Annotated in this window: 16 protein-coding genes, 1 tRNA gene and 1 pseudogene; 7 read left to right on the top strand and 11 right to left on the bottom strand. The window is 67.3% G+C overall.

The annotated features are described in order from the left end of the window. Window positions 1–92 precede the first annotated feature (92 nt). Both EOW65_RS00160 and hisC read left to right on the top strand, forming a co-directional pair. On the top strand, window positions 93–587 hold the full coding sequence (locus EOW65_RS00160) for a hypothetical protein (RefSeq protein WP_128147017.1): 495 nt from the start codon (window positions 93–95) through the stop codon (window positions 585–587). Between the two features lie 76 nt (window positions 588–663). Next, the gene (hisC, locus tag EOW65_RS00155) at window positions 664–1,725 is read left to right on the top strand and encodes a histidinol-phosphate transaminase (RefSeq protein WP_128147016.1); all 1,062 of its coding nucleotides are present in this window, start codon (window positions 664–666) and stop codon (window positions 1,723–1,725) included. A gap of 38 nt (window positions 1,726–1,763) precedes the next feature. Here the strand turns inward: hisC and rnd are convergent, their stop codons facing one another. The 3 genes from rnd to purM all read right to left on the bottom strand — a co-directional run bounded on the left by rnd (window position 1,764) and on the right by purM (window position 4,810). Then, entirely contained in the window at window positions 1,764–2,921 is a 1,158-nt protein-coding gene (rnd, locus tag EOW65_RS00150; protein WP_128147236.1) for a ribonuclease D, read from the bottom strand. A gap of 258 nt (window positions 2,922–3,179) precedes the next feature. After that, the gene (purN, locus tag EOW65_RS00145) at window positions 3,180–3,767 is read right to left on the bottom strand and encodes a phosphoribosylglycinamide formyltransferase (RefSeq protein ID WP_128147015.1); all 588 of its coding nucleotides are present in this window, start codon (window positions 3,765–3,767) and stop codon (window positions 3,180–3,182) included. After that, the gene (gene purM / locus EOW65_RS00140; protein ID WP_128147014.1) at window positions 3,764–4,810 is read right to left on the bottom strand and encodes a phosphoribosylformylglycinamidine cyclo-ligase; all 1,047 of its coding nucleotides are present in this window, start codon (window positions 4,808–4,810) and stop codon (window positions 3,764–3,766) included. Before purM ends, purN begins: the two co-directional genes overlap by 4 nt. Before the next feature lie 211 nt (window positions 4,811–5,021). On the opposite strand from purM, the gene EOW65_RS00135 reads away from it, so the two are divergent. After that, a complete protein-coding gene (locus EOW65_RS00135; protein WP_128147013.1) occupies window positions 5,022–5,270 on the top strand; it encodes a hypothetical protein in 249 nt (82 codons plus the stop codon). Window positions 5,271–5,350: 80 nt separating this feature from the next. Then, window positions 5,351–5,426: transfer RNA gene (locus tag EOW65_RS00130), tRNA-Ile, on the top strand. Between the two features lie 459 nt (window positions 5,427–5,885). Here EOW65_RS00130 and EOW65_RS00125 read toward each other — a convergent pair. Together EOW65_RS00125 and EOW65_RS00120 are read right to left on the bottom strand one after the other, a co-directional pair. Next, window positions 5,886–6,335 (bottom strand): relaxase family protein, encoded by a 450-nt coding sequence (locus tag EOW65_RS00125; protein WP_206363994.1) that lies wholly within the window; start codon window positions 6,333–6,335, stop codon window positions 5,886–5,888. Beyond that, entirely contained in the window at window positions 6,329–6,817 is a 489-nt protein-coding gene (locus EOW65_RS00120) for a plasmid mobilization protein (protein ID WP_128147012.1), read from the bottom strand. The genes EOW65_RS00125 and EOW65_RS00120 overlap by 7 nt, the downstream gene beginning before the upstream one ends. A gap of 427 nt (window positions 6,818–7,244) precedes the next feature. Between EOW65_RS00120 and EOW65_RS00115 the strand changes: the two genes are divergently transcribed. From EOW65_RS00115 to EOW65_RS00105, 3 genes are all read left to right on the top strand, one after another. Next, entirely contained in the window at window positions 7,245–7,808 is a 564-nt protein-coding gene (locus tag EOW65_RS00115) for a YdcF family protein (protein ID WP_128147011.1), read from the top strand. Beyond that, the gene (locus tag EOW65_RS00110) at window positions 7,777–11,631 is read left to right on the top strand and encodes an amino acid adenylation domain-containing protein (RefSeq protein WP_369407166.1); all 3,855 of its coding nucleotides are present in this window, start codon (window positions 7,777–7,779) and stop codon (window positions 11,629–11,631) included. Before EOW65_RS00115 ends, EOW65_RS00110 begins: the two co-directional genes overlap by 32 nt. A 181-nt stretch (window positions 11,632–11,812) precedes the next feature. Further along, window positions 11,813–12,880 (top strand): glycoside hydrolase family 3 protein, encoded by a 1,068-nt coding sequence (locus EOW65_RS00105; protein WP_164879943.1) that lies wholly within the window; start codon window positions 11,813–11,815, stop codon window positions 12,878–12,880. Window positions 12,881–13,078: 198 nt separating this feature from the next. On the opposite strand, the pseudogene EOW65_RS00100 reads toward EOW65_RS00105, so the two are convergent. The 6 genes and pseudogenes from EOW65_RS00100 to EOW65_RS00075 form a co-directional block, all read right to left on the bottom strand. Then, window positions 13,079–13,171 (bottom strand): annotated as a pseudogene (locus EOW65_RS00100) (transposase); the annotation flags it as partial. 79 nt (window positions 13,172–13,250) lie between these two features. Then, window positions 13,251–14,516: an ABC transporter permease gene (locus EOW65_RS00095; protein WP_128147009.1), complete on the bottom strand. Its 1,266-nt coding sequence runs from the start codon at window positions 14,514–14,516 to the stop codon at window positions 13,251–13,253. Beyond that, window positions 14,516–15,202, bottom strand: coding sequence for an ABC transporter ATP-binding protein (locus EOW65_RS00090; RefSeq protein ID WP_128147008.1), 687 nt, complete (start codon window positions 15,200–15,202; stop codon window positions 14,516–14,518). The genes EOW65_RS00095 and EOW65_RS00090 overlap by 1 nt, the downstream gene beginning before the upstream one ends. A 17-nt stretch (window positions 15,203–15,219) precedes the next feature. Then, window positions 15,220–15,687 carry a hypothetical protein gene (locus EOW65_RS00085; RefSeq protein WP_128147007.1) on the bottom strand — a complete coding sequence of 156 codons (468 nt, stop codon included), beginning with the start codon at window positions 15,685–15,687 and terminating at the stop codon, window positions 15,220–15,222. A 74-nt stretch (window positions 15,688–15,761) separates the two neighbouring features. Continuing rightward, window positions 15,762–17,519: an alkaline phosphatase gene (locus EOW65_RS00080; RefSeq protein WP_128147006.1), complete on the bottom strand. Its 1,758-nt coding sequence runs from the start codon at window positions 17,517–17,519 to the stop codon at window positions 15,762–15,764. 58 nt (window positions 17,520–17,577) lie between these two features. Further along, the gene (locus tag EOW65_RS00075) at window positions 17,578–18,222 is read right to left on the bottom strand and encodes a LysR family transcriptional regulator (RefSeq protein WP_164879942.1); all 645 of its coding nucleotides are present in this window, start codon (window positions 18,220–18,222) and stop codon (window positions 17,578–17,580) included. Window positions 18,223–18,468 lie beyond the last annotated feature (246 nt).

Raw genomic sequence — 18,468 nt, 5'->3', positions numbered from 1 at the left:
GCAAGGGTCCAGTGGCGGCTTTTCAAAAGCCCCGCGATCGGCTACCCAAGGGCAAAGCGCACGCCTGCCGCGCGCACCAGACCGGAGACGCCATGAAACCGCTTCGCCCCGCCCTTGTCCTTCCGCTCGCCCTTTCCGTCGCGCTCGCCGGCTGCGGCGGCTGGAAGGAAAGCCGGGTGAACCCGCGGAACTGGTTCGGCAAGTCCGAAAAGGTGCAGACCCTCGAGCCGAAGACCGGCTATCTCAAGGCCAAGGCCGATCACCGCACCCTCGTGGCCGACGTCAGCACGCTCGAGATCAAGCGCACGCCGACCGGCGCCATCGTCTCGGTCACCGGCCTGCCGCCGACGCAAGGGTGGTGGGGCGCCGCGCTCGAGGCCGATGACGACGCCCGCCCGGTCGATGGCGTCATCACCTACCGCTTCGTCGTCGCCCCGCCCGAGCCCGGCTCGCCCGCCTCGCAGCGGGTGATGAACGCAGGCTCGCGCACGGTGACGGCAGCGGCCTTCATCAACAACGTGCGCCTTGCCGACACCCGCAAGATCGTGGTGATCGGGGCGCAGAACGAACGCTCGATCAGCCGCTGAGCGCCGTTTCGCGATGGTCGCGGTGCCGGGCCTGCGCTAGGTTGCGGCCCGGAACGGCCACAAGCGGAGGCACAGCATGAGCAGGTTCTGGAGCCCGGGGGTCGAGGCGCTTGCCCCCTACACGCCGGGCGAGCAGCCGAAGGACCGCACCTTCGTCAAGCTCAACACCAACGAGAACCCCTATGGCCCCTCGCCCCGCGCCATCGAGGCGATCCGGGCCGCGACCGGCGATGCGCTGCGGCTTTACCCCGACCCGACGGCGGCGGCACTGCGCACCGCGATCGGTGCGCGCTTCGGCCTCGGCGCGGATCACGTCTTTGCCGGCAACGGCTCGGACGAGGTGCTGGCCCATGCCTTCCACGCCTTCTTCCGCGGCAAGGGAGAACTGCTGTTCCCCGATGTCAGCTACAGCTTCTATCCGACCTATTGCACGCTTTACGGCATCCCGTTCCGGCAGGTGCCGCTCGATGCCGATTTCAGCCTGAACACCGAGGCGCTTGCGGGCCCCTGCGCCGGCATCGTGATCGCCAACCCCAATGCCCCGACCGGCATCGCCCTGCCCCCGGCCGCGATCGAGCGGGTGCTGCAGGCGAACCCCGATGTCGTGGTGCTGGTCGACGAGGCCTATATCGATTTCGGCGCGGACAGCATGGCGCCGCTGGTCGCGCGCTACGACAACCTGCTGGTGGTGCAGACCTTCTCGAAATCGCGCAGCCTTGCCGGGTTGCGGGTGGGCTTTGCGCTTGGCCAGCCCGCGCTGATCGAGGGGCTCACCCGGATCAAGGACAGTTTCAACTCCTACCCGCTCGACCGGCTGGCGCTCGCTGGCGCGCTGGCAGCTTGGGAGGATACGGCCTGGTTCGACGAGACGCGGCACAAGGTGATGGCCGACCGTGCGCGGCTGACCGCGGGGCTTCAGGCCCGCGGCTTTTCGGTGCTGCCCTCGGCCGCGAACTTCGTCTTTGCCTCCCCAACGGGCCTTGGCGCGGCCGAGATGCTGCAGGCGCTGCGCGAGCGCGGCATCCTGGTGCGGCATTTCGCGAAGGGGCGGACACGGGACTGGCTGCGGATCTCGATCGGCACCGCCGCTGACTGCGACCGGCTGCTGTCCGAGATCGACGCGATCAAGGCCGCCTGAGCGGCACTCGGGCCCGGACAAGCCGGGCCCGAAAAGTCTTACACCACGACGACGCGCACCGCGCCACCTGCGGCGGTGAGGCCGATCTCGCCCTTCGCCAGACGCAGCGCATCGCGGCCAAAGACATCGGCGCGCCAGCCGGTCAGCGCCGGCACGTCGCGCTTGCCCGCGGCGATGCGGTCGAGATCGGACGAGGTGGCGATCAGCTTGGCCGCCACCCCGGTCTCCTCGGATTTCGCCTTCAGCAGCACACGCAGCAGGTCGGCCAGTGCCGTGTTCACCTGCAGCTGGTGCTGCTCGTCGGGCACATGCGGATAGTTCTCCGGCTCCATCTCGAGCGCGGCCTTCACCGCGGTGATGATGCCCTCGGCGATGTCGCCCCGCCGCGCCTCGCGCAGCAGAAGCCGCGACTTGCCGAGCTCGTCGAGCGTGGTGGGCCGGGTCGAAGCCAGTTCCAGCAATGCGTCATCCTTGAAGATGCGCGAGCGCGGGATGTTCTTGTTCTGCGCATAGCCCTCGCGGAAGCGGGCAAGCTCGCGCACCACGGCGAGGAACCGCCCCGAGGTGGTGCGGGTCTTCACCCGAAGCCAGGCGTCTTCGGGCAGCGTGGTATAGGTGTCGGGCGAAAGCAAGATCGCCTCCTCTTCCTCGACCCAGACGTGGCGGCCCGATTTCTCCAGCTCCTTCGACAGGAACTCGTAGATCACCCGCAGATGGGTGACATCGGCGATGGCGTAATTCTTCTGCGCATCGGTCAGCGGCCGGCGCGACCAGTCGGTGAAGCGCGAGGTCTTGTCGAGCGCCTGGCGGGCGATCTTCTTCACCAGCGTCTCGTAGCCGACCTGCTCGCCGAAGCCGCACACCATCGCGGCGACCTGGGTGTCGAAGAGCGGCTTCGGGAAGAGGCCCGCGTCGACGAAGAAGATCTCGAGATCCTGACGCGCGGCATGGAAGACCTTCACCGTCGCCTCGTGGCGGAAGAGGTCGTAGAGCGGTTCGAGCGAGAGCCCCTCGGCCAGCGGGTCGAGAAGCACCGCCTCGCCGTCCTTGGCCGGCGGGATCGCGAGTTGCACGAGGCACAGCTTCGACCAGTAGGTGCGTTCGCGCAGGAACTCGGTGTCGACGGTGACGTAGGGCTGGGCTTTCGCCTTCGCACAGAATTCGGCGAGGGCTTCGGTGGTGGTGATGGTCTGCATCGGCGTCCTGTCCGCGGGGTCATCCCGCATTCCGTTGTTTTCCGACCTTTAGGGAGTCGCCGGCGGAAAGGAAAGCCGCTTGCGGGGCCGCGCGTGCAAATACCTGCTCCGGCAGGGCCCGCGGCGCGGCCGGAAGCCTCCGGCGGGAGGATTTGGCCCAAGAAAAAGCCCGGTCGCGAAAGGACCGGGCCATCGGCTTTCATCTTGCCGAAAATACCTCCGCCGGAGGCGCCAACCTTGCGGCCGGGCGCGGCGGCGTCAGAGCAGAACCGGCGTCCGGTCGCCCGCCACGAAGCGGCGCAGCACGGCGGGGTAAAGCTGATGTTCCATTGTCAGCACCCGCGCGGCGAGCGTGTCGGCATCGTCGCCCGGCAGCACCGGCACCCGCGCCTGACCGAGGATCGGGCCATCGTCGAGCACCGGCGTGACCTCGTGCACGGTGCAGCCGGCCTCGGCATCGCCGGCATCGAGGGCACGCTGATGCGTGTGCAGCCCCGGGTATTTCGGCAAGAGCGAGGGGTGGATGTTCAGCATCCGCCCCGAGAAGCGGGTGACGAAGCCGGGCGTCAGCACCCGCATGAAGCCCGCAAGGCAGAGCACGTCCGGCTCGGCCGCCAGCAGCGGTTGCAGCAGCTCGGCCTCGAAGGCGGCGCGATCCTTGCCGAAGGGGCGATGGTCGACGGCGACGGTCGGAACCCCCTTCACCGCGGCCTTCGCAAGCCCCGCCGCCGTGGGGTCGTTCGAAGCGACCAGCACCGGCGCCGCATAGCCCTCGGCCTGCATCGTCTCGACGAGGCGGATCATGTTCGACCCGCCCCCCGAGATCAGGATCGCGACGCGTTTCACAGAAGCGCGCCCGTATAGGCGACGCCCTGCCCCGCGGTGACGGTGCCGATCACGGTGACCGTCTCGCCCTCGGCCTCGAGCAGCGCCTTGAGCTCGGCGGCACGATCGGGGGCGACGACGGCGATCATGCCGATGCCGCAGTTGAAGGTCTTCAGCAGTTCCGGCTCGGCCATCTGCGCAGTCTCGGCCAGCCAGCGGAACACGCCCGGCAGCTGCCACGACGACAGATCGATGGTCGCGCCCAGCCCCTCGGGCAGCACGCGCGGCAGGTTCTCGGTCAGGCCGCCGCCGGTGATATGAGCGAGCGCATGCACGCCGCCCGCGCGCACCGCGGCCAGCGCCTGCTTGACGTAAAGCCGGGTCGGGGCCAGCAGCGCGGCGCCGAGCGTGCCCTCGGCGAAGGGGCAGTCGGCCTGCCAGCCAAGGCCCGATAGCTCGACCACCTTGCGCACGAAGCTGTAGCCGTTCGAATGCACGCCGTTCGAGCCGAGGCCGAGCAGCACGTCGCCCGCGGCCACGCCCGCCGGCAGATCGGCGCCACGCTCCATCGCGCCGACGGCGAAACCGGCAAGGTCGAAATCGTCCTTCGCGTACATGCCGGGCATCTCGGCGGTCTCGCCGCCGATGAGCGCACAGCCCGACTGCGCGCAACCCTCGGCGATGCCCTCGATGATCCGGGTGGCCTGATCGACATCGAGCTTGCCGGTGGCGAAATAGTCGAGGAACAGCAGCGGCTCGGCGCCCTGGCAGACGAGGTCGTTCACGCACATCGCGACGAGGTCGATGCCGATCGTGTCGACGTTGCCGGTGTCGATGGCGATGCGGAGTTTCGTGCCGACACCATCGGTCGCGGCAACGAGGATCGGGTCATTGTAGCCCGCGGCCTTCAGGTCAAAAAGCGCGCCGAAGCCGCCAAGCCCCGACATCGTGCCCGACCGGGCCGTGCGCTTCGCGGCCGGCTTGATCCGTTCGACGAGCGCATTGCCCGCATCGATGTCCACCCCTGCATCGGCATAGGTCAGGCCGGGTTTCGTGTCGGTCATGGCAGGCTCCGGGTTCGCGACAGGTTTCGCCCTGCCTTTATCGCGTTCGCGGCGCAGGGGCAATCGTCCCGCCCGCCCCTGCGGCACAATCTCCGCCGCCGTGCCACCTTGCGCAGCAAGGCGCGCCGGCGCTAGAGTCACGGGGATTTCAAGAGCGCATCAGGGCGGGCTCAAAGCCGCCTCGCCATGCGCGCGTCATTTCGAGGACAGGATGAAACGCATCGCCGTTGCAACCCTGCTCGTGATCGCGGGCACCGGCTCCGCGGTTCTTGCCGGCGGCGTCACCGCGCCCGTGGGCGAGCCCTCCCCCGTGGTGCGGGAGGAGACGACACCGCCCGACCGGCCCGATGGCACACAAAGCGGCCCCACCGCGGAAAGCGCCAGCCAGCCGGCACGAGATTCGGCCGCCACCTCCTGCAGTTCGGTCTTCGATCGCGGCACGCCGGCGTGCCGGAGCTGATCGCCGGCCGCAAATCCGCGCCTCCCGGTGCAGGCATTCCTTGACGCTCGCAGTCACCATGATAGACGGAAAACCATGCTGGGCCTGTAGCTCAATGGTCAGAGCAGGGCGCTCATAACGCCTTGGTTGGGGGTTCGAATCCCTCCGGGCCTACCAAATACCATAATTTTCCCTTTTTTCTCAGAGTCTTACCTTCATTTTTGCCGAACCCATCAAGAGGGTTCGTCAATCCCTGCTCCCCATTTCCCCCGCTCGGAAGGCTGGAAATCGCAGCGTCGGCCTTCTTCTTGCGACCGAACGTGCGCACTATTTCTGCGCTTCCTTGATGTCGGTGTGACCACTGACCGCCATCACCTTGAAGACGTCCCCCTCGATTTCGGCCACACGCCGGCAAATTGCCTTGCGGAGTCCATGCGCCGAACAGAGCGGCAGTCCCGCTTTGTCGCACCCTTTCCGCATCGAGGAGCTGAGCCCCGTGGCCGTGCGGGCACGCCCTGCCACGGTTTCAAGGAAAGTGAAAGCACCCGCCGCACCTCCTGTGCGTGCGCGATGTCCATCGGATCGGCCCAGCCGTGGGTCTTGTTCATCAGGTCGCGCAGGCTGTCGAAGGCCCGTTCATAGCCGGACGGCGCGATGTTGAAGGCTCTTGCCGCTTTCCAGCTCCATCCGCGGCGTGCAGAAATGCAGCTCGATCCGTCCCTCGTGGCTGTGGCGCACCCGGAGCATGTCGTAGCCATCGGGATCGAGCCCCGCAAAGGCCAGCTCCTCAAAGCGATCCATGACTTCCTGCTGCCCGGCCTCGCTCGGCGCGTCCTCGGCCGGTGACGCGATGACACCGGCGCGGTAGCTCCAGTCATGCGGGCAAGTGTCGATCAGCGCCTCGGTGCGCTTGGGATCACCGCGCAGCACCTCGGACAAGGTGTCGCGGATCACGGTCGTCGGCCGACCGTCGTCGCCCCGGATCTTGTCGCGGCTCTCGTCATAGGCCAGCACCTCGCGCGCGACGAGATAGCCGACTGGCCCGGCGCCCGCGCCCTTGCCGTTCGGGAAGAACTTGATCAGCATCGGCCCACCTCCGCGATCAGCGGGGCAAGCTGGCGCTCGATGGCAACCAGTTGCCGGGCGACCTGCAAGGCGTCGATCTGGCGGCTCTCGCCGGCACGCGCGGCCCGGTTGAGCCAGCGGGCGATCTGGTTGAGGTTGCCGCCGATCCGCCCGACCGCCCGCACCAGCTCTGGCGCGGCACGGGGGATCGGCTTGCGCCGGCGGGCCTCGGTGAACCTCAGAGCCTCGAGCAATAAATCAGCCGCCGACAGGCCCGCCGCTTCAGCCTTGGCTCGAAGCGCGGCCTTTTCGGCCGGGGTGCAGCGAAAGACGAAGGTTTCGCTCCGCCGCTCCTTGGCGGGGGCATCGCCCGCGCCGGTGGGGTTCGAAGGGGAGGCTTGCCGCCCCTCGCAAGGTCCCCGGTCAGAAGCGTCCGCGTATGACAGGGGTCGCCTTGCTCTTTGCTCAGCCTGCGCAATGCCTGCTTGATCGGATATCTGCATCAGGCCTTCTCTCGCACGAACTGCATCAGCTCACCGATCAGCGTTTCCATCACAGCGACGCCTCGCGCTTTCCTTTCTGGCGAGCCCAAAGAAAGCCCCGACGGGATTGCGAACCCCAAACTTGCCGGTACGTTTGGAATTCCGGTCGGCCAAGAGAAGGCAGAGCGAGGCGCGCGTCTCTCCCAAGCTGTCGCGCGCAGCGTCCCAATCGGCGCCGGACACACCCAGCATCATCGCCCGCTCCCGAGCGCCCAGTTCGATGCTGCGCCAACTTGGGCGGCTCGGACATCCCTCAGCTTCGGCATAAAGCTCGATGGCCTCACGCAACTCTTTTCCAGAAAGTGCTCAAACCGTTTTCGATTGCCCCGAGGTGGATATCGCTTAAAGTCAGCCCCTTGAAAAGCGAGCGCAAATTGAGGAAAGCGGTATGGATACATATGACAGCCGCACTGCCATCAGCGCCTTCCTGTTCAAGAAATGCCGCCCGGAAGCCGTGGATCTGGCATTCGTTTTCTGTAGCCCGACGATCAGCAGCATCCACCCGGCAATTGCTCTCTACAAGGCGGGGCTGGTCCCGAAACTGTTAGTCTCGGGCGCAGGCACTGCCGTCGATGGATCGGCCGAATGGTCCTTTTACCGCGATCACGCGCTCGCCTCGGGCGTGGCGGAAAGCGCGCTGCTGCTGGAGAAATCCGCCCGCAATACCGCCGAGAACGCGGCGTTCGGTGCAGCCCTGATCGAGACGGAGCTGGGCTGGGACCGGGTCCGCAGCCTTGCCGTCTGCGCCAAGCCCTTTCACATGCGCCGCGCGATCATGACCCTGCGCCGGCATATCCCGGCCGATATACGGTTGATTGCTCAGCCCCCGGACGATCCCGGCGATCTGTCTGCGGAAACCTGGTGGCAGACCGCGCGGGGCCGGCAGCGCATCTTCACCGAGCTGGGAAAAATCAGTGAGTATGCCCTCAAGGGAGATCTGGGCGATGTCTGACCCAGCGCGGCTGCACCTGATCGGGGTCGGAGGAAGCGGCATGCTGCCTCTGGCGCTCCTGCTCAAGCAGGCGGGCCACCCCGTCACCGGCAGCGACACGCTCTGCGCCCCTGCACGTCTTGCCATTCTGGAAGCACAGGGGATCGCGGTCCTTTCGGGCGCCGATCCGGCCCTTGCGCGGGCTGCGGATTGTGTCGTGGCAAGTCCGGCCATCCCCGAGACCCATGTGGAACGGCGCGCGGCGCGGCGCGATGGCATTCCCGTCAAGACCCGCGCCCGGATGCTGGCCGAGCTGATCTCGGGGCGTCGCAGCATCTGCGTGGCGGGCAGCCATGGCAAATCGACGGTGACAGCGATGCTCGTCGAGATCCTGCACGCTGCGGGACCAGACGATTTCGGTTATATGTTGGGGGCGTCCTTTGCCGATCCCGACATTGCCCCCGCACGGCTGGGTGCGCCCGGCGCGCCTTTCGTGACCGAAGCCTGCGAAGCCCATGGCGCTCTGGCGCAGTGGCAACCGACATATGCCATTCTGACCAACCTCGATGACGATCACGCCGATCACTATGGCGGGTTGACCGGGGTGCGGCGCGCCTTCGCGGACTTCCTGTCGCGGCTGCCGCCCGAGGGGCGGGCGGTGGTCTGCGGCGACGACCCGGCGGTCGTCGATGCCCTGGGTCAAGCACGCTGTGCGGCCCTGACATATGGCTTTGGCGACGGGAATGCGTTGCGGGCGGTGCCCGACGGGTCGCAGGGGACCACCGTCTTCCTGCACGGAAACGCACTGGGCACGCTGAGCCTGGCGGTTCCGGGGCGCCACAACCTGCTCAATGCGATGGCCGCTCTGGGGATGGCGATGACCCTTGGCATCGACTTTCAGACCACAGCCGGCGCCCTGGCCGCATTCCGCGGGATCGCGCGGCGGTTGCAGCGCGTATCTCCGGAAGGCCGGCCGCGCGTCTTCGACGACTTCGCCCATCACCCGACCGAGATCGCGGCCGCGCTGGCCGTCCTGCGCGAGACGACGCAGGGACGGCTGATCGCGGTCCTCGAGCCGCAGCTGCACAGCCGGGTCACGCGCATGGCCGCGCGCTTCGCGCAGGCTCTGGCGGCGGCGGACCGCAGCTTCATCCTGCCGGTGGCGGCGCTCGGCGAGAGCGTGCAGGCGGGGGACGGAGATGCTGCGCTGGCCGATGCCTGCCGGGCCGCGGGGCTTTCGTGCCAACACGTCCCGGACGTGTCAGAGCTGCTGCTGCGGTTGCAGGACGATCTGCGAGACGACGACACGGTGGTCGTCATGGCCGGAGCCAGCGGCGCGGCCCTCGCCCCACGTCTTGCCGAGACGCTGTCGCACCCGGCCGCGCGCCCGCCTCCACCAGCCCCCACGCCAAGCGTCCTGATCGGAGAGAGCCGGCCGTTGCCGCCCGATCTGCTGTCCCTTGTCGCCGGGCACGCCGACCGGCAGCCAACGGCGCCCGCCGTTGAAATGGGGCATCGCCGTCTCAGCTACGCGGATCTTGTCCTCAGAACCGATGATCTCGCTTCAGCCCTGGCCGCAGCCGGCGTCAGCGCCGGCGACAGCGTGGGCGTGTGTCTTGGCCGGACGGTCGACCGGGTGAGCGCATTCCTCGCCATTCTCCGGCTTGGCGGCATCTTCGTCCCGCTCGACCCGGCTCTGCCGGAGGAACGGTTGCGCTACATGCTGGAGACCGCAGGCGTGCGGACGGTCGTCGTGAATGCCGCAAGCCCTGCCTTGCCGGACATTGGCCTCAGTTTCGTCAATTGCGGCCAGTTGCCGGATCCTGACGGCAGGCCTGCCCCCCGGTGGCACGCGGCGGACAGCGCCGCGGATGCGCTGGCCTATATGATCTTCACCTCCGGCACGACCGGACAGCCCAAGGCGGTCGAGATCCCGCGCGGCGCGCTTGCCAATTACGCGGTCGCGGCGTCGCGGCACTTCCAGATTACCCCCGGCGCGCGCGTCTCGCAGATCAGTGGATTCGGCTTCGATGTCTCAGTGGGGGATCTGGCCGTGACGCTGGCCGCCGGGGCCTGCCTTGTCTATCCGACCGATTTGCAGGCGGTCCCCGGCCCGCCCGTCGGTCGCTTCATCGCGCAGGCCCGGCTGACGCATCTGTCGCTGACGCCCTCGGCGCTGGCGATCATTCCGCCGGCAGAACATCCGCATCTGACCCATGTGATCGTGGCGGGCGAAGCCTGCTCGCCCGCGCTGGTCGAACGCTGGGGCAAGGGCCGCAGCTTCATCAACGCCTATGGGCCGACGGAAGCCACGGTCGAGGCGCTGTTCGCCCCGTGCACGCCCGGCAGCCCGGTCACCATCGGGCGGCCCTTCGACAACATGGGGGCGTGTCTGATGGACGAGACCCTCCGGCTTGTCGCACCGGGACAGGAGGGAGAGCTTTGCCTGTTCGGGTCCGGACTGGCCCGGGGCTATCGCCACCAGCCCGAGCTGACCGCGCAGCGCTTCCCGGTGGTCGACCTCCCCGGCCGGGGCCCCACCCGCATCTATCGGACCGGAGACCGGGCAAAAGCCGGTGCCGACGGCGCGTTCATCTGTCTGGGACGCATGGACAGCCAGCTGAAGGTCAACGGTTACCGCATCGAGCCAGGCGAGGTCGAGGCAGCCCTGTGCAGCCTGCCCGGCGTCAGCGACGCGGCCGTCTCGCTCGCCTCCTCTCCTCATTCCTCAGATCGTCTGATCGCCCATGTGGTGATGATGCCCGACGTGCCCGCGCCCGATCCGGTCGATCTGCGCGCCCGGCTGCGACAGCAGCTGCCGTCCTACATGGTGCCCTCAGTCTTCCTTCCCGTTCCCGAGATTCCGCGCAATGCCAATGGCAAGCGTGACCGCCGCGCGCTGCCGGTCCCGCCCCACCTGACGCGGCCGCCCAATGCCCACACCACCGGCACCGCGACCGAGGCGAAGCTCATGGCGCTGATCGATAAGGAAGCCGGGGGCAGTGTCGTCGCCGGCACACGGGACAGCCTGCGCGATGCGGGGATCGACTCTCTGACGATGGCGAACCTCCTGTTCGCGATCGAGGAGGCTTTCGGCATCACGCTCGATACCGGGCTCGAAGCGGGTTTCGACACCGTCGAGGTTCTGGCCCTGATGGTGGATGCCCGTCTCAAGGCCCCGAATGTCCCCACCGCGCCCGACATCGGGGAGGCGCTGAACGCGAAGATCCTGCCCCATCTCGCGACATGGCCCGGCCAGCGCCTTGGCAAGGCCGGACTGGTGCGGAGCCTGAGCGCAGAGCGGCCGCTTCCGAAGCTTTTCTGGTGCTTCCAGTCCGGACAGGAGCTTGCACGGCTGAGCGAGTGTCTGGACGATGCGGTCTCGCTGTTCGGCATGCGCTCGGGACATCTTGCCGTCGAATACACGGCCGAAACTCTGGCGGCGCTCGGCCGGCTCTATGCCGACGAGATAACGTCCATCGCCCCGACCGGCCCGCTGTTCCTTGGCGGGAATTGTCAGGGGGGACTGGTGATGCGCGAAGCCGGGCTGGAGCTGATGCGTCAGGGCCGCACTGTCGCCCTAACCATCCTCATGGAGCAGGGCCGCTTTTTCCATTATCCGGGCACGACCCTGCTTCTCTTCGGCGCGGGCAGCTATCTCAATCCCTATGGGCATATCGCTGCGCCGGAACAGTTATTCCGCACCGCCTATCCTGCGGGCCATGATGTCGAGATCATCCCCGGGGCGCATGGGCATTATTTCAGGCCGGGGAATGTCGAGGCCCTCGCCGCGACGGTCCTCCGCCACATCGACCGCCATCATAACGGAGGAGGGGCGTTGTGAAGCCACATCACCTGACACAGGCGCAAGTTTGCGTTCATCCGGTCTGATCATGGCAGCCCGCCGCATCGCCACTGCCATGAAGCAACTGCACAAGACGACGAACCGCGCAATCGGCGCCCCTCGCACAAGCTTGCGACGGCTCTGGCGCGCCGTTCGTGCGGTTCGGGGCTTCGGACGCGGCATGCTCGACTATCCCGCCGCCTGGTTCGGCCTGTTCCGACCGCGCGACGAGCTTGCAGCTGCGGTTGCAGAACTGCTCGTCGTGGGGTTCTATGGGGCGAATGCCCGGTCCCCGTCGGCGCGGCTCCTGGCCCGGCAGGTCCAGCGCGGCCAGGTTGGCGGGGTGTTCTTTGTCACTCAGAACATTGGCACGATCGATGAGTTGGCCGATCTGATACGCCTGTTCCGCGCCGGCGATAATCAGCCGCTGATCGCCATTGATCATGAAGGCGGCGTGGTTCAGCGACTGACCCCGGCGCACGGCGTCAGACGGCTTCCCGCCGCCCGGACGGTCGCGGAAACGCTGTCGCCGACGGAGGCCCGCCAGCTTTACGCCAAGGCGGGGCGGGAGCTCGCGGCACTCGGTTTCAACATCAATCTTGGTCCCGTTCTGGATGTCGACGATCCGGAAAATCCGGTGATCGGCAGGCCGAAGCGCTCCTATGGCACCGATCCCGAACGCATCGCCGCCTATGCCGAATCCTTTGCCAGCGGCTTTGCCAGCGCCGGTATTCTTTGCGCGGCCAAGCATTTTCCCGGCCATGGCCGCTCGACGAGTGACAGCCATAGCGGGGTCGTCGACATTTCCGCGCGTTGGACCGAGGCGGAACTGGAGCCTTTCTCGCGACTGTTCGTCTCGCCCCACGTCCCCGCCATAGTGATGACGGGCCATTTATGTCTTGAACACTTGGCTCCTGACGGCCGGCCGGCCACTGTCTCGGCCCCTATCGTGACAGATCTTCTGCGGCAGAAGCTCGGATACCGGGGGGTCGTGATGACGGATGATGTCGATATGGACGCCATCCGACATCTTATGAGCCGGAGGGAGGCCGTCGTGCAGGCGCTCGCCGCCGGAAATGATCTGATTATGATCAAGAACCTGTTTGGCTACGACCCCTTGCTGCCAGACCGCGCGGTGCGCTGGGTTCGCAAGGCCATCGCCCAAGGGGTACTGACCGAAGCGCAGATCACCGCGGCGGTCGCGCGTGTGCGTGCGATTCGCCGGCAGGCCTGGCAGGACAGGGCCTGACGCGCGGTCCGACATGGGGAGCCTCCAGCGCGTTTGCGTTGGTGCGAGACGTTCAGGCCACTGAGACACGGGGATCATTCCCGCGCAAATTTATTGCATCGTGTCTATGTGCTCGGGCTGTTGGCTCCGCCCATCCCTGCCGCCGGGATCAGCGGCAGATGAACACACTTAATTACACGCCGCACTTGATGCCGTGGAATCCCGGCACGCCTGCGAGACCGAAACACCCCGTTCGGTCAGCAGCTTCACCGCCTCGATCTTGAACTCGCGGCTGAACTTCCGTCTCCTCATATCCGCTCTCCAGCGCCTTGGTCACGATCTTATCTTCGTGTCCACGACCCCGGCAGCAGCTCAATCGGCGCCGCACCGTTCAGCTCCGCATCGCGGCAAGCGGCGGCTGCCGCCAGACCAGCGCGGCCGGGATCAGCGGGATCAGCACGCTTGCCGCACCGAGCAGCGCAAGCCCGCCCAGATCGTCGCGGCTGAACTCCACCGGCAAGGGGAACCCCTGTCGGGCGCTGAAGGCCTGCGCCATCAGACTGGCCGCCAGGTATCCCAGCCCGAGACCGATCACCGCCCCCGCCAGAAGCAGCACCGACAGCTCGCCCCAGACGATCCCGAAGATCGCCCAGCGCGGCGCCCCGAGCGCGCGCAAGGCGCCGATCTGGCGCCGCCGCTGGCCGACATGGATCACCGCGACGAGCAGCAGCGCCGCCGCAACCAGCGCCTGCGTGCCGACCGCGATCGCCGAGAGCACGCTGCGCGCATCCCCCATCATCGCGTAAAGACCGGTCAGCACCTCGGCGGGAAACACCCCGACGGTGTCCGGCCGCAGCCGGTATTCGCGGCGCAGCGCATAAGCATCGGCGATGCTCTTCGGTTTGACCAGGATCGCGGGCAGGCCGGGCGGGATCTCGCCCCAGGTCTCGTCGAGCGGCGCATCGAGCTCGAAGAGACCATCTGCAGGATCGTGATCCGCCACCCCGCCCGGAGCCTGATCGTGCCCCTGCGCCGCCGCCCCATCCTGCCCGGCGTCAAGGTCATGCACATGCCAGACCGCCTGGATCGGCACCAGGATCGCACGATCCCAAGGCGTTCCGGTGGGCGCGAGCCGGCCGACGACGCGATACCCCACCCCCTCGTGCATCTGCCCTCCGGTATCGGCCTCGCCATGCATCGAGGCGACATGCGCACCGGGAGCAAGCGGCACCGCCGCGCCGACGACGGCCTCGCCCTCGGCCGCGAAAATCCGCCCGAGCGAAACCCCCGATGCAGTGTCGCGAAGCAGCGCGCGCGAGGTGCCGACGATCGGGTAGCCATCGAAGGAATCGCCAAAGCCCACCGGCGCGGCCCAGGCGACACGCGGATCGGCATTCAGCCGCTGCAGGATATCGCCGTGCATCAGAGGCAGCGCCGCCGGCTGCAGGAAGACGGTGGAGAGCACGAGCTGGGTCTCGCTGCCCGGCGCGCCGATCACCAGATCGAACTTGTCGGAGGCCCGCGCGCTGCCAAGGCGCAGCGCGCGCTCCTGCAGCGTGACGGTCGCGCCAAGTGCGACGGCCAGCGCCACCAGCACCACCACCACGACCGCCCCCGGCCACAGCCGGCGCAGGTCGGCGAAGATGAAACGCAGCATCAGCCCGCCTCCGACAGGGTTTCGTCGGCACTCACCGTGCCATCCGCCAGCGCGATCCGGCGCGGGAAGGCGGCAATCAGCCGCGGGTCATGGCTGACGACGATCAGCGTCGCACCGGACTGGCGCGCCAGATCGCGCAGCAAGGTGCCGATCGCGGCGCCGTTCACCGGGTCGAGGCTCGCCGTCGGCTCGTCGGCGACGATCACCCCCGGCGCGCGCAGCAGGGCGCGGGCGACGGCCACGCGCTGCATCTCGCCGCGCGACATGGTCTCGATCGGCTGATCGGGGCGCGACAGGCCGACCCGCTCGAGCAGCGCCACCGCGCGGGCGACCGTTTCCTTGCCGGCGACACGTGCAAGCCGCGCCGGCAAAAGCACGTTCTCGCGCGCCGAAAGCCCGGGGAACAGGTGGAAATCCTGCATCACCAGCCCGACATTGGCCCCCCGCCAGCGGTCCCGCACCGGCTCGGACAGCGCCGCGAGATCGGTGCCGTTCCAGCTCACCGCCCCCGCCGCAGGACGCAGCAGGCCGGTGATGACATTGACCAGTGTCGACTTGCCCGAACCCGAGGGACCGGAAAGCACAACCTGCGCCGCGGCCGGAATTTCGAGGCGCTCGATGCGCAGCCCCGGCGTCTCGAGACCGGGAAACCGGACTTCGACCCCGGCCAGCGAGAGGGATAGCATGGAGATCTCCTGCGCGTTCAGACCGCGTCGTACTGCGCCTGGCGCAGGCGCAGCTGGCTGACGAAACCGGTGTCCGGATCGACCCAGGCGCCACGGTCGAGCACCCCCGTCACCTCGATCGTCCGGTTCGGCTGGGTGAAGGTCTGGCGATGGTCGAGATAGACGACGACGATATTGTCGGGCCAGTCGGCATCCGAGGAGCAGAACGGGCACAGCGCCATCGGGATCTGCGTCAGCACGAAAAACTTCGCCTCGGCCCGCAGCGGCGGCGCCATGAAGCCGCGGATGCGGACCTCCTGGCCGGTCAGTGCCTTGACCTTGTCGGAGAACTCGAGCCCGAGCGGGCTGAAGCTGGCATAAAGTTCGTCAAAGCTCAGCGCTGCGGCGCCGGCGAGCGCCGGCCGTGCGGTCAGCGTGGCCCCGAGTGCCGCCACGCCCGACAGCCAGGCCCGGCGGGACAGCCGCAAGGAGAAAGGTCCGTGCATCGCGTGCTCCCGGTTGGAAAAGACGGGGCCGGCCCGGAGCAGTTGCTCCGGGCCGGCAGTTCTTACGCGTCGGGTCACTTCTGCACAGTGCCAAGGGCGAAGGCGTCGGCCAGCACCTTGTAGACGTCCGACTGTTCCATATAGCCCTTGAATGCGTCCGAGCCCGGCCCGGTCGATTGCAGCACCACGTCATCGACCGCGTGCACGCCGGTATCCTCGTCCTTCGGCAGGTTGCCGATGCGCAGCACCGCGCCGGGGACATCCTTGTAGGCCTCATTGGCGACATAGGTGCCGTTTTCGGTCTTCACCGCCGGCTCGAAGGGGCCGTCCATCTTCGGGCGCCAGGTCTCGTAATAGTCCGGGAAGTTGCTCGAGAAGATCGCGAGACGCTTCGAGACGTCGATCTTGTCCGGGAAACCGTCGCCATTGGCGTCGGTGTAGTTCGGATAGCCGGCGGCGTCATAGGTACCGACCTTCTCGCGCATCTCCTCACCGGGCTTGTCGTCGTCGATCGTGCCGATCACCGAAACCCCATGGGTGTGGTCGCCGGTCACCACGACGAGGGTGTCGGGATGGGTCTTGGCGAATTCCATCCCGGCGGCGACCGCCTGATCGAACTCGATCGTGTCGACCACGGCGCGATCCCAGTCGAGCGGGTGGGACATCTTGTCGATCGTGGCGCCTTCGACCATCAGGAAGAAGCCCTCGGGGTTCTTCGAAAGCTGATCGAGCGCGGTCGTGGTCATCGCGACGAGGCCCGGCTGATCGGGGAATTTCCCGACGGTGCCCATCTTCAGCTGGTTGCGGTCGAGCCAGCTGTCCATGTTGCCGGTGTGGAACAGGCCCAGCACCTTGCCACTGTTCGCGCCGGCGGCGGCCGACAGCTCGGTCGCGTTGGTCGCGAGCGCATAGCCCGCGTCCCGGAACATCGCGATGTAATCCTTGTCATCCTTGCGCTTCGAGCCGGGAATGTCGGCTTTCAGGAAATAGGCCGAGCCGCCGCCGAGGATGACCTCGGGCTGCACATCATAGAACATGCCGACGATATCGGCCTTGTCGGCGCGCTTGCGGGTGTGGGCGACCACAGCGGCCGGGGTCGCATCCTCGATCTCGGCGGTCGAGACGACACCGATCGACTTGTTGGTGGTGCGGCGCAGCGCCTCGGCGATGGTCTCGACCTTCGGGTCATCCTGAGTGTCCGGGGTGCGGTCGGCATAGACGCCGAGCGCGTTCACCCGGGCCTTGTGGCCGGTCATGTAGGCCGACATCGTGTTGGCCGAATCCGTGGCGATCGAATGGGTCGAAGAGGTGCCGATGAAGGCCATACGGTCGAGATCGTCCATCGCCAGCCGGCCGTCGGCCTTGCCGTCATGCATACCGTGAGACATGATCCGGGCCGCGGTGCGGTGGGCAACCGAAAGCCCGTCGCCGACGAAGAAGAGGATATTCTTCGCCTTCGGTGTTCCGGGCGTGCCGAAGACGGTCCAGGTGACCGACTTGCTCTCGTCGCCGGCCTTGACCTCGATGGCGTAGTCGCCCGGAGTCGCGAGCACGAGGTCGCGCAGGATCAGCGCCGAGCCCAGCACGGTGTCGTCCTTGCCCTTTTCCTCGGCAACGAAATCCGCCGGCTTGCCGAACACCTCGGCATAGGGCTTGCCGTTCACAGTGACGGCGATGTCCGCCTCGGCATGGACCTTGTCGAGCTCGATCTTGAAGTCGAAGGGCGAGCCGGCGAGGATCGTGGCCCGGTCGAGCGGCATGATCGTGGCGCCGGCATGCGCCGTACCCGCGAGCATCGTGGTCGCGGCGAGGGTGAAGAGAAGCTTGTGCATTATTGCCCCATAGACGTTGGCGATTCCGTTTTCCGACAGTTCCACTAGGGGCGAAGCATCACAGGCACGTGACAATCGGGGCATCCGGTACGAAGTTGCGCAGCCGCAGTTGCGCCCCGGCGAGACGGAAAGCGTTGCGTGCCACGCCCGCGACGGTCGGCACCGGCACTCCGATCCGGCCCGGACTGTTGCTTTTTCGCGACGGCGGCCGCGGACGGGAAGATGACCGAGGAGAGAGGCCGCGCCACGAGTCGCACCCGCGCAGGATCGCGATGTCGACCTCGGTCGCCTCGAAATCGAGCCCCTGCGTCGCGGTGGGGATCTCGATCAGCACCGCCGGGTTGGCGGTGAGGAAGCCTTGCAGCCGCAGCGACAGCCAGCGCGAGGACAGCGTCGGATGGGCGCAGATCAGCAAGCGGTCGTCGAGCTTGCGGCCGCGCACCGTGTCGATCGAGGCCCGCTCGATCTCGTCGAGAAGCCGCGAGATTTCCTTCAGATAGGCGCCACCGGCATTGGTCAGCACGATGCGCGAGCCGATCCGCTCGAACAGTCGCACGCCGAGGAAGGTCTCGAGGTTGCCGATCTGCCGGCTCACCCCGCTCTGGGTGATCGCCAGATCCTCGGCGGCCTTGGTGAAGCTGCCGTGGCGGCCGGCCGACTCGAAGGCCAGCAGAGCGGAAAGGGACGGAAGGAATCTGCGCATCATGGCCTTCCTCATGACCAAAACTCATGGCGGAGTGACGCTTTCAAGAATTTTCGGTCGGGCAACGCACTGCCATGACTGAGACAGGAAAACACCGCCCGCCGACGCCCAAAACATGGGCATGGCGCAAGAAATACACGATGATCTTCCGGCATGGCGCTGCGTTCCGGGCCCTCGCGGCTCAGGCGCTCCGCGGCCCGGCATGCGGGAAAATCATTCCAACACGGAGAGGGTTGCGCGATGGCT

The organism is Paenirhodobacter ferrireducens (assembly GCF_004022265.1).
Classification (GTDB): Bacteria; Pseudomonadota; Alphaproteobacteria; order Rhodobacterales; family Rhodobacteraceae; genus Rhodobacter; species Rhodobacter ferrireducens.
Note: the sequence above shows the minus strand (reverse complement) of the source record. Positions and strands in the feature narration are given on the sequence as shown.

Excerpts from the sequence above, each read along its gene's own strand:
- EOW65_RS00160 (WP_128147017.1), top strand. The coding sequence starts at position 93 with ATGAAACCGCTTCGCCCCGCCCTTGTCCTTCCGCTCGCCCTTTCCGTC.
- hisC (WP_128147016.1), top strand. The coding sequence starts at position 664 with ATGAGCAGGTTCTGGAGCCCGGGGGTCGAGGCGCTTGCCCCCTACACG.
- rnd (WP_128147236.1), bottom strand. The coding sequence starts at position 2,921 with ATGCAGACCATCACCACCACCGAAGCCCTCGCCGAATTCTGTGCGAAG.
- purM (WP_128147014.1), bottom strand. The coding sequence starts at position 4,810 with ATGACCGACACGAAACCCGGCCTGACCTATGCCGATGCAGGGGTGGAC.
- EOW65_RS00135 (WP_128147013.1), top strand. The coding sequence starts at position 5,022 with ATGAAACGCATCGCCGTTGCAACCCTGCTCGTGATCGCGGGCACCGGC.
- EOW65_RS00125 (WP_206363994.1), bottom strand. The coding sequence starts at position 6,335 with ATGCTGATCAAGTTCTTCCCGAACGGCAAGGGCGCGGGCGCCGGGCCA.
- EOW65_RS00120 (WP_128147012.1), bottom strand. The coding sequence starts at position 6,817 with ATGCAGATATCCGATCAAGCAGGCATTGCGCAGGCTGAGCAAAGAGCA.
- EOW65_RS00115 (WP_128147011.1), top strand. The coding sequence starts at position 7,245 with ATGGATACATATGACAGCCGCACTGCCATCAGCGCCTTCCTGTTCAAG.
- EOW65_RS00110 (WP_369407166.1), top strand. The coding sequence starts at position 7,777 with ATGCCCTCAAGGGAGATCTGGGCGATGTCTGACCCAGCGCGGCTGCAC.
- EOW65_RS00105 (WP_164879943.1), top strand. The coding sequence starts at position 11,813 with ATGCTCGACTATCCCGCCGCCTGGTTCGGCCTGTTCCGACCGCGCGAC.
- EOW65_RS00095 (WP_128147009.1), bottom strand. The coding sequence starts at position 14,516 with ATGCTGCGTTTCATCTTCGCCGACCTGCGCCGGCTGTGGCCGGGGGCG.
- EOW65_RS00090 (WP_128147008.1), bottom strand. The coding sequence starts at position 15,202 with ATGCTATCCCTCTCGCTGGCCGGGGTCGAAGTCCGGTTTCCCGGTCTC.
- EOW65_RS00085 (WP_128147007.1), bottom strand. The coding sequence starts at position 15,687 with ATGCACGGACCTTTCTCCTTGCGGCTGTCCCGCCGGGCCTGGCTGTCG.
- EOW65_RS00080 (WP_128147006.1), bottom strand. The coding sequence starts at position 17,519 with ATGCACAAGCTTCTCTTCACCCTCGCCGCGACCACGATGCTCGCGGGT.
- EOW65_RS00075 (WP_164879942.1), bottom strand. The coding sequence starts at position 18,222 with ATGCGCAGATTCCTTCCGTCCCTTTCCGCTCTGCTGGCCTTCGAGTCG.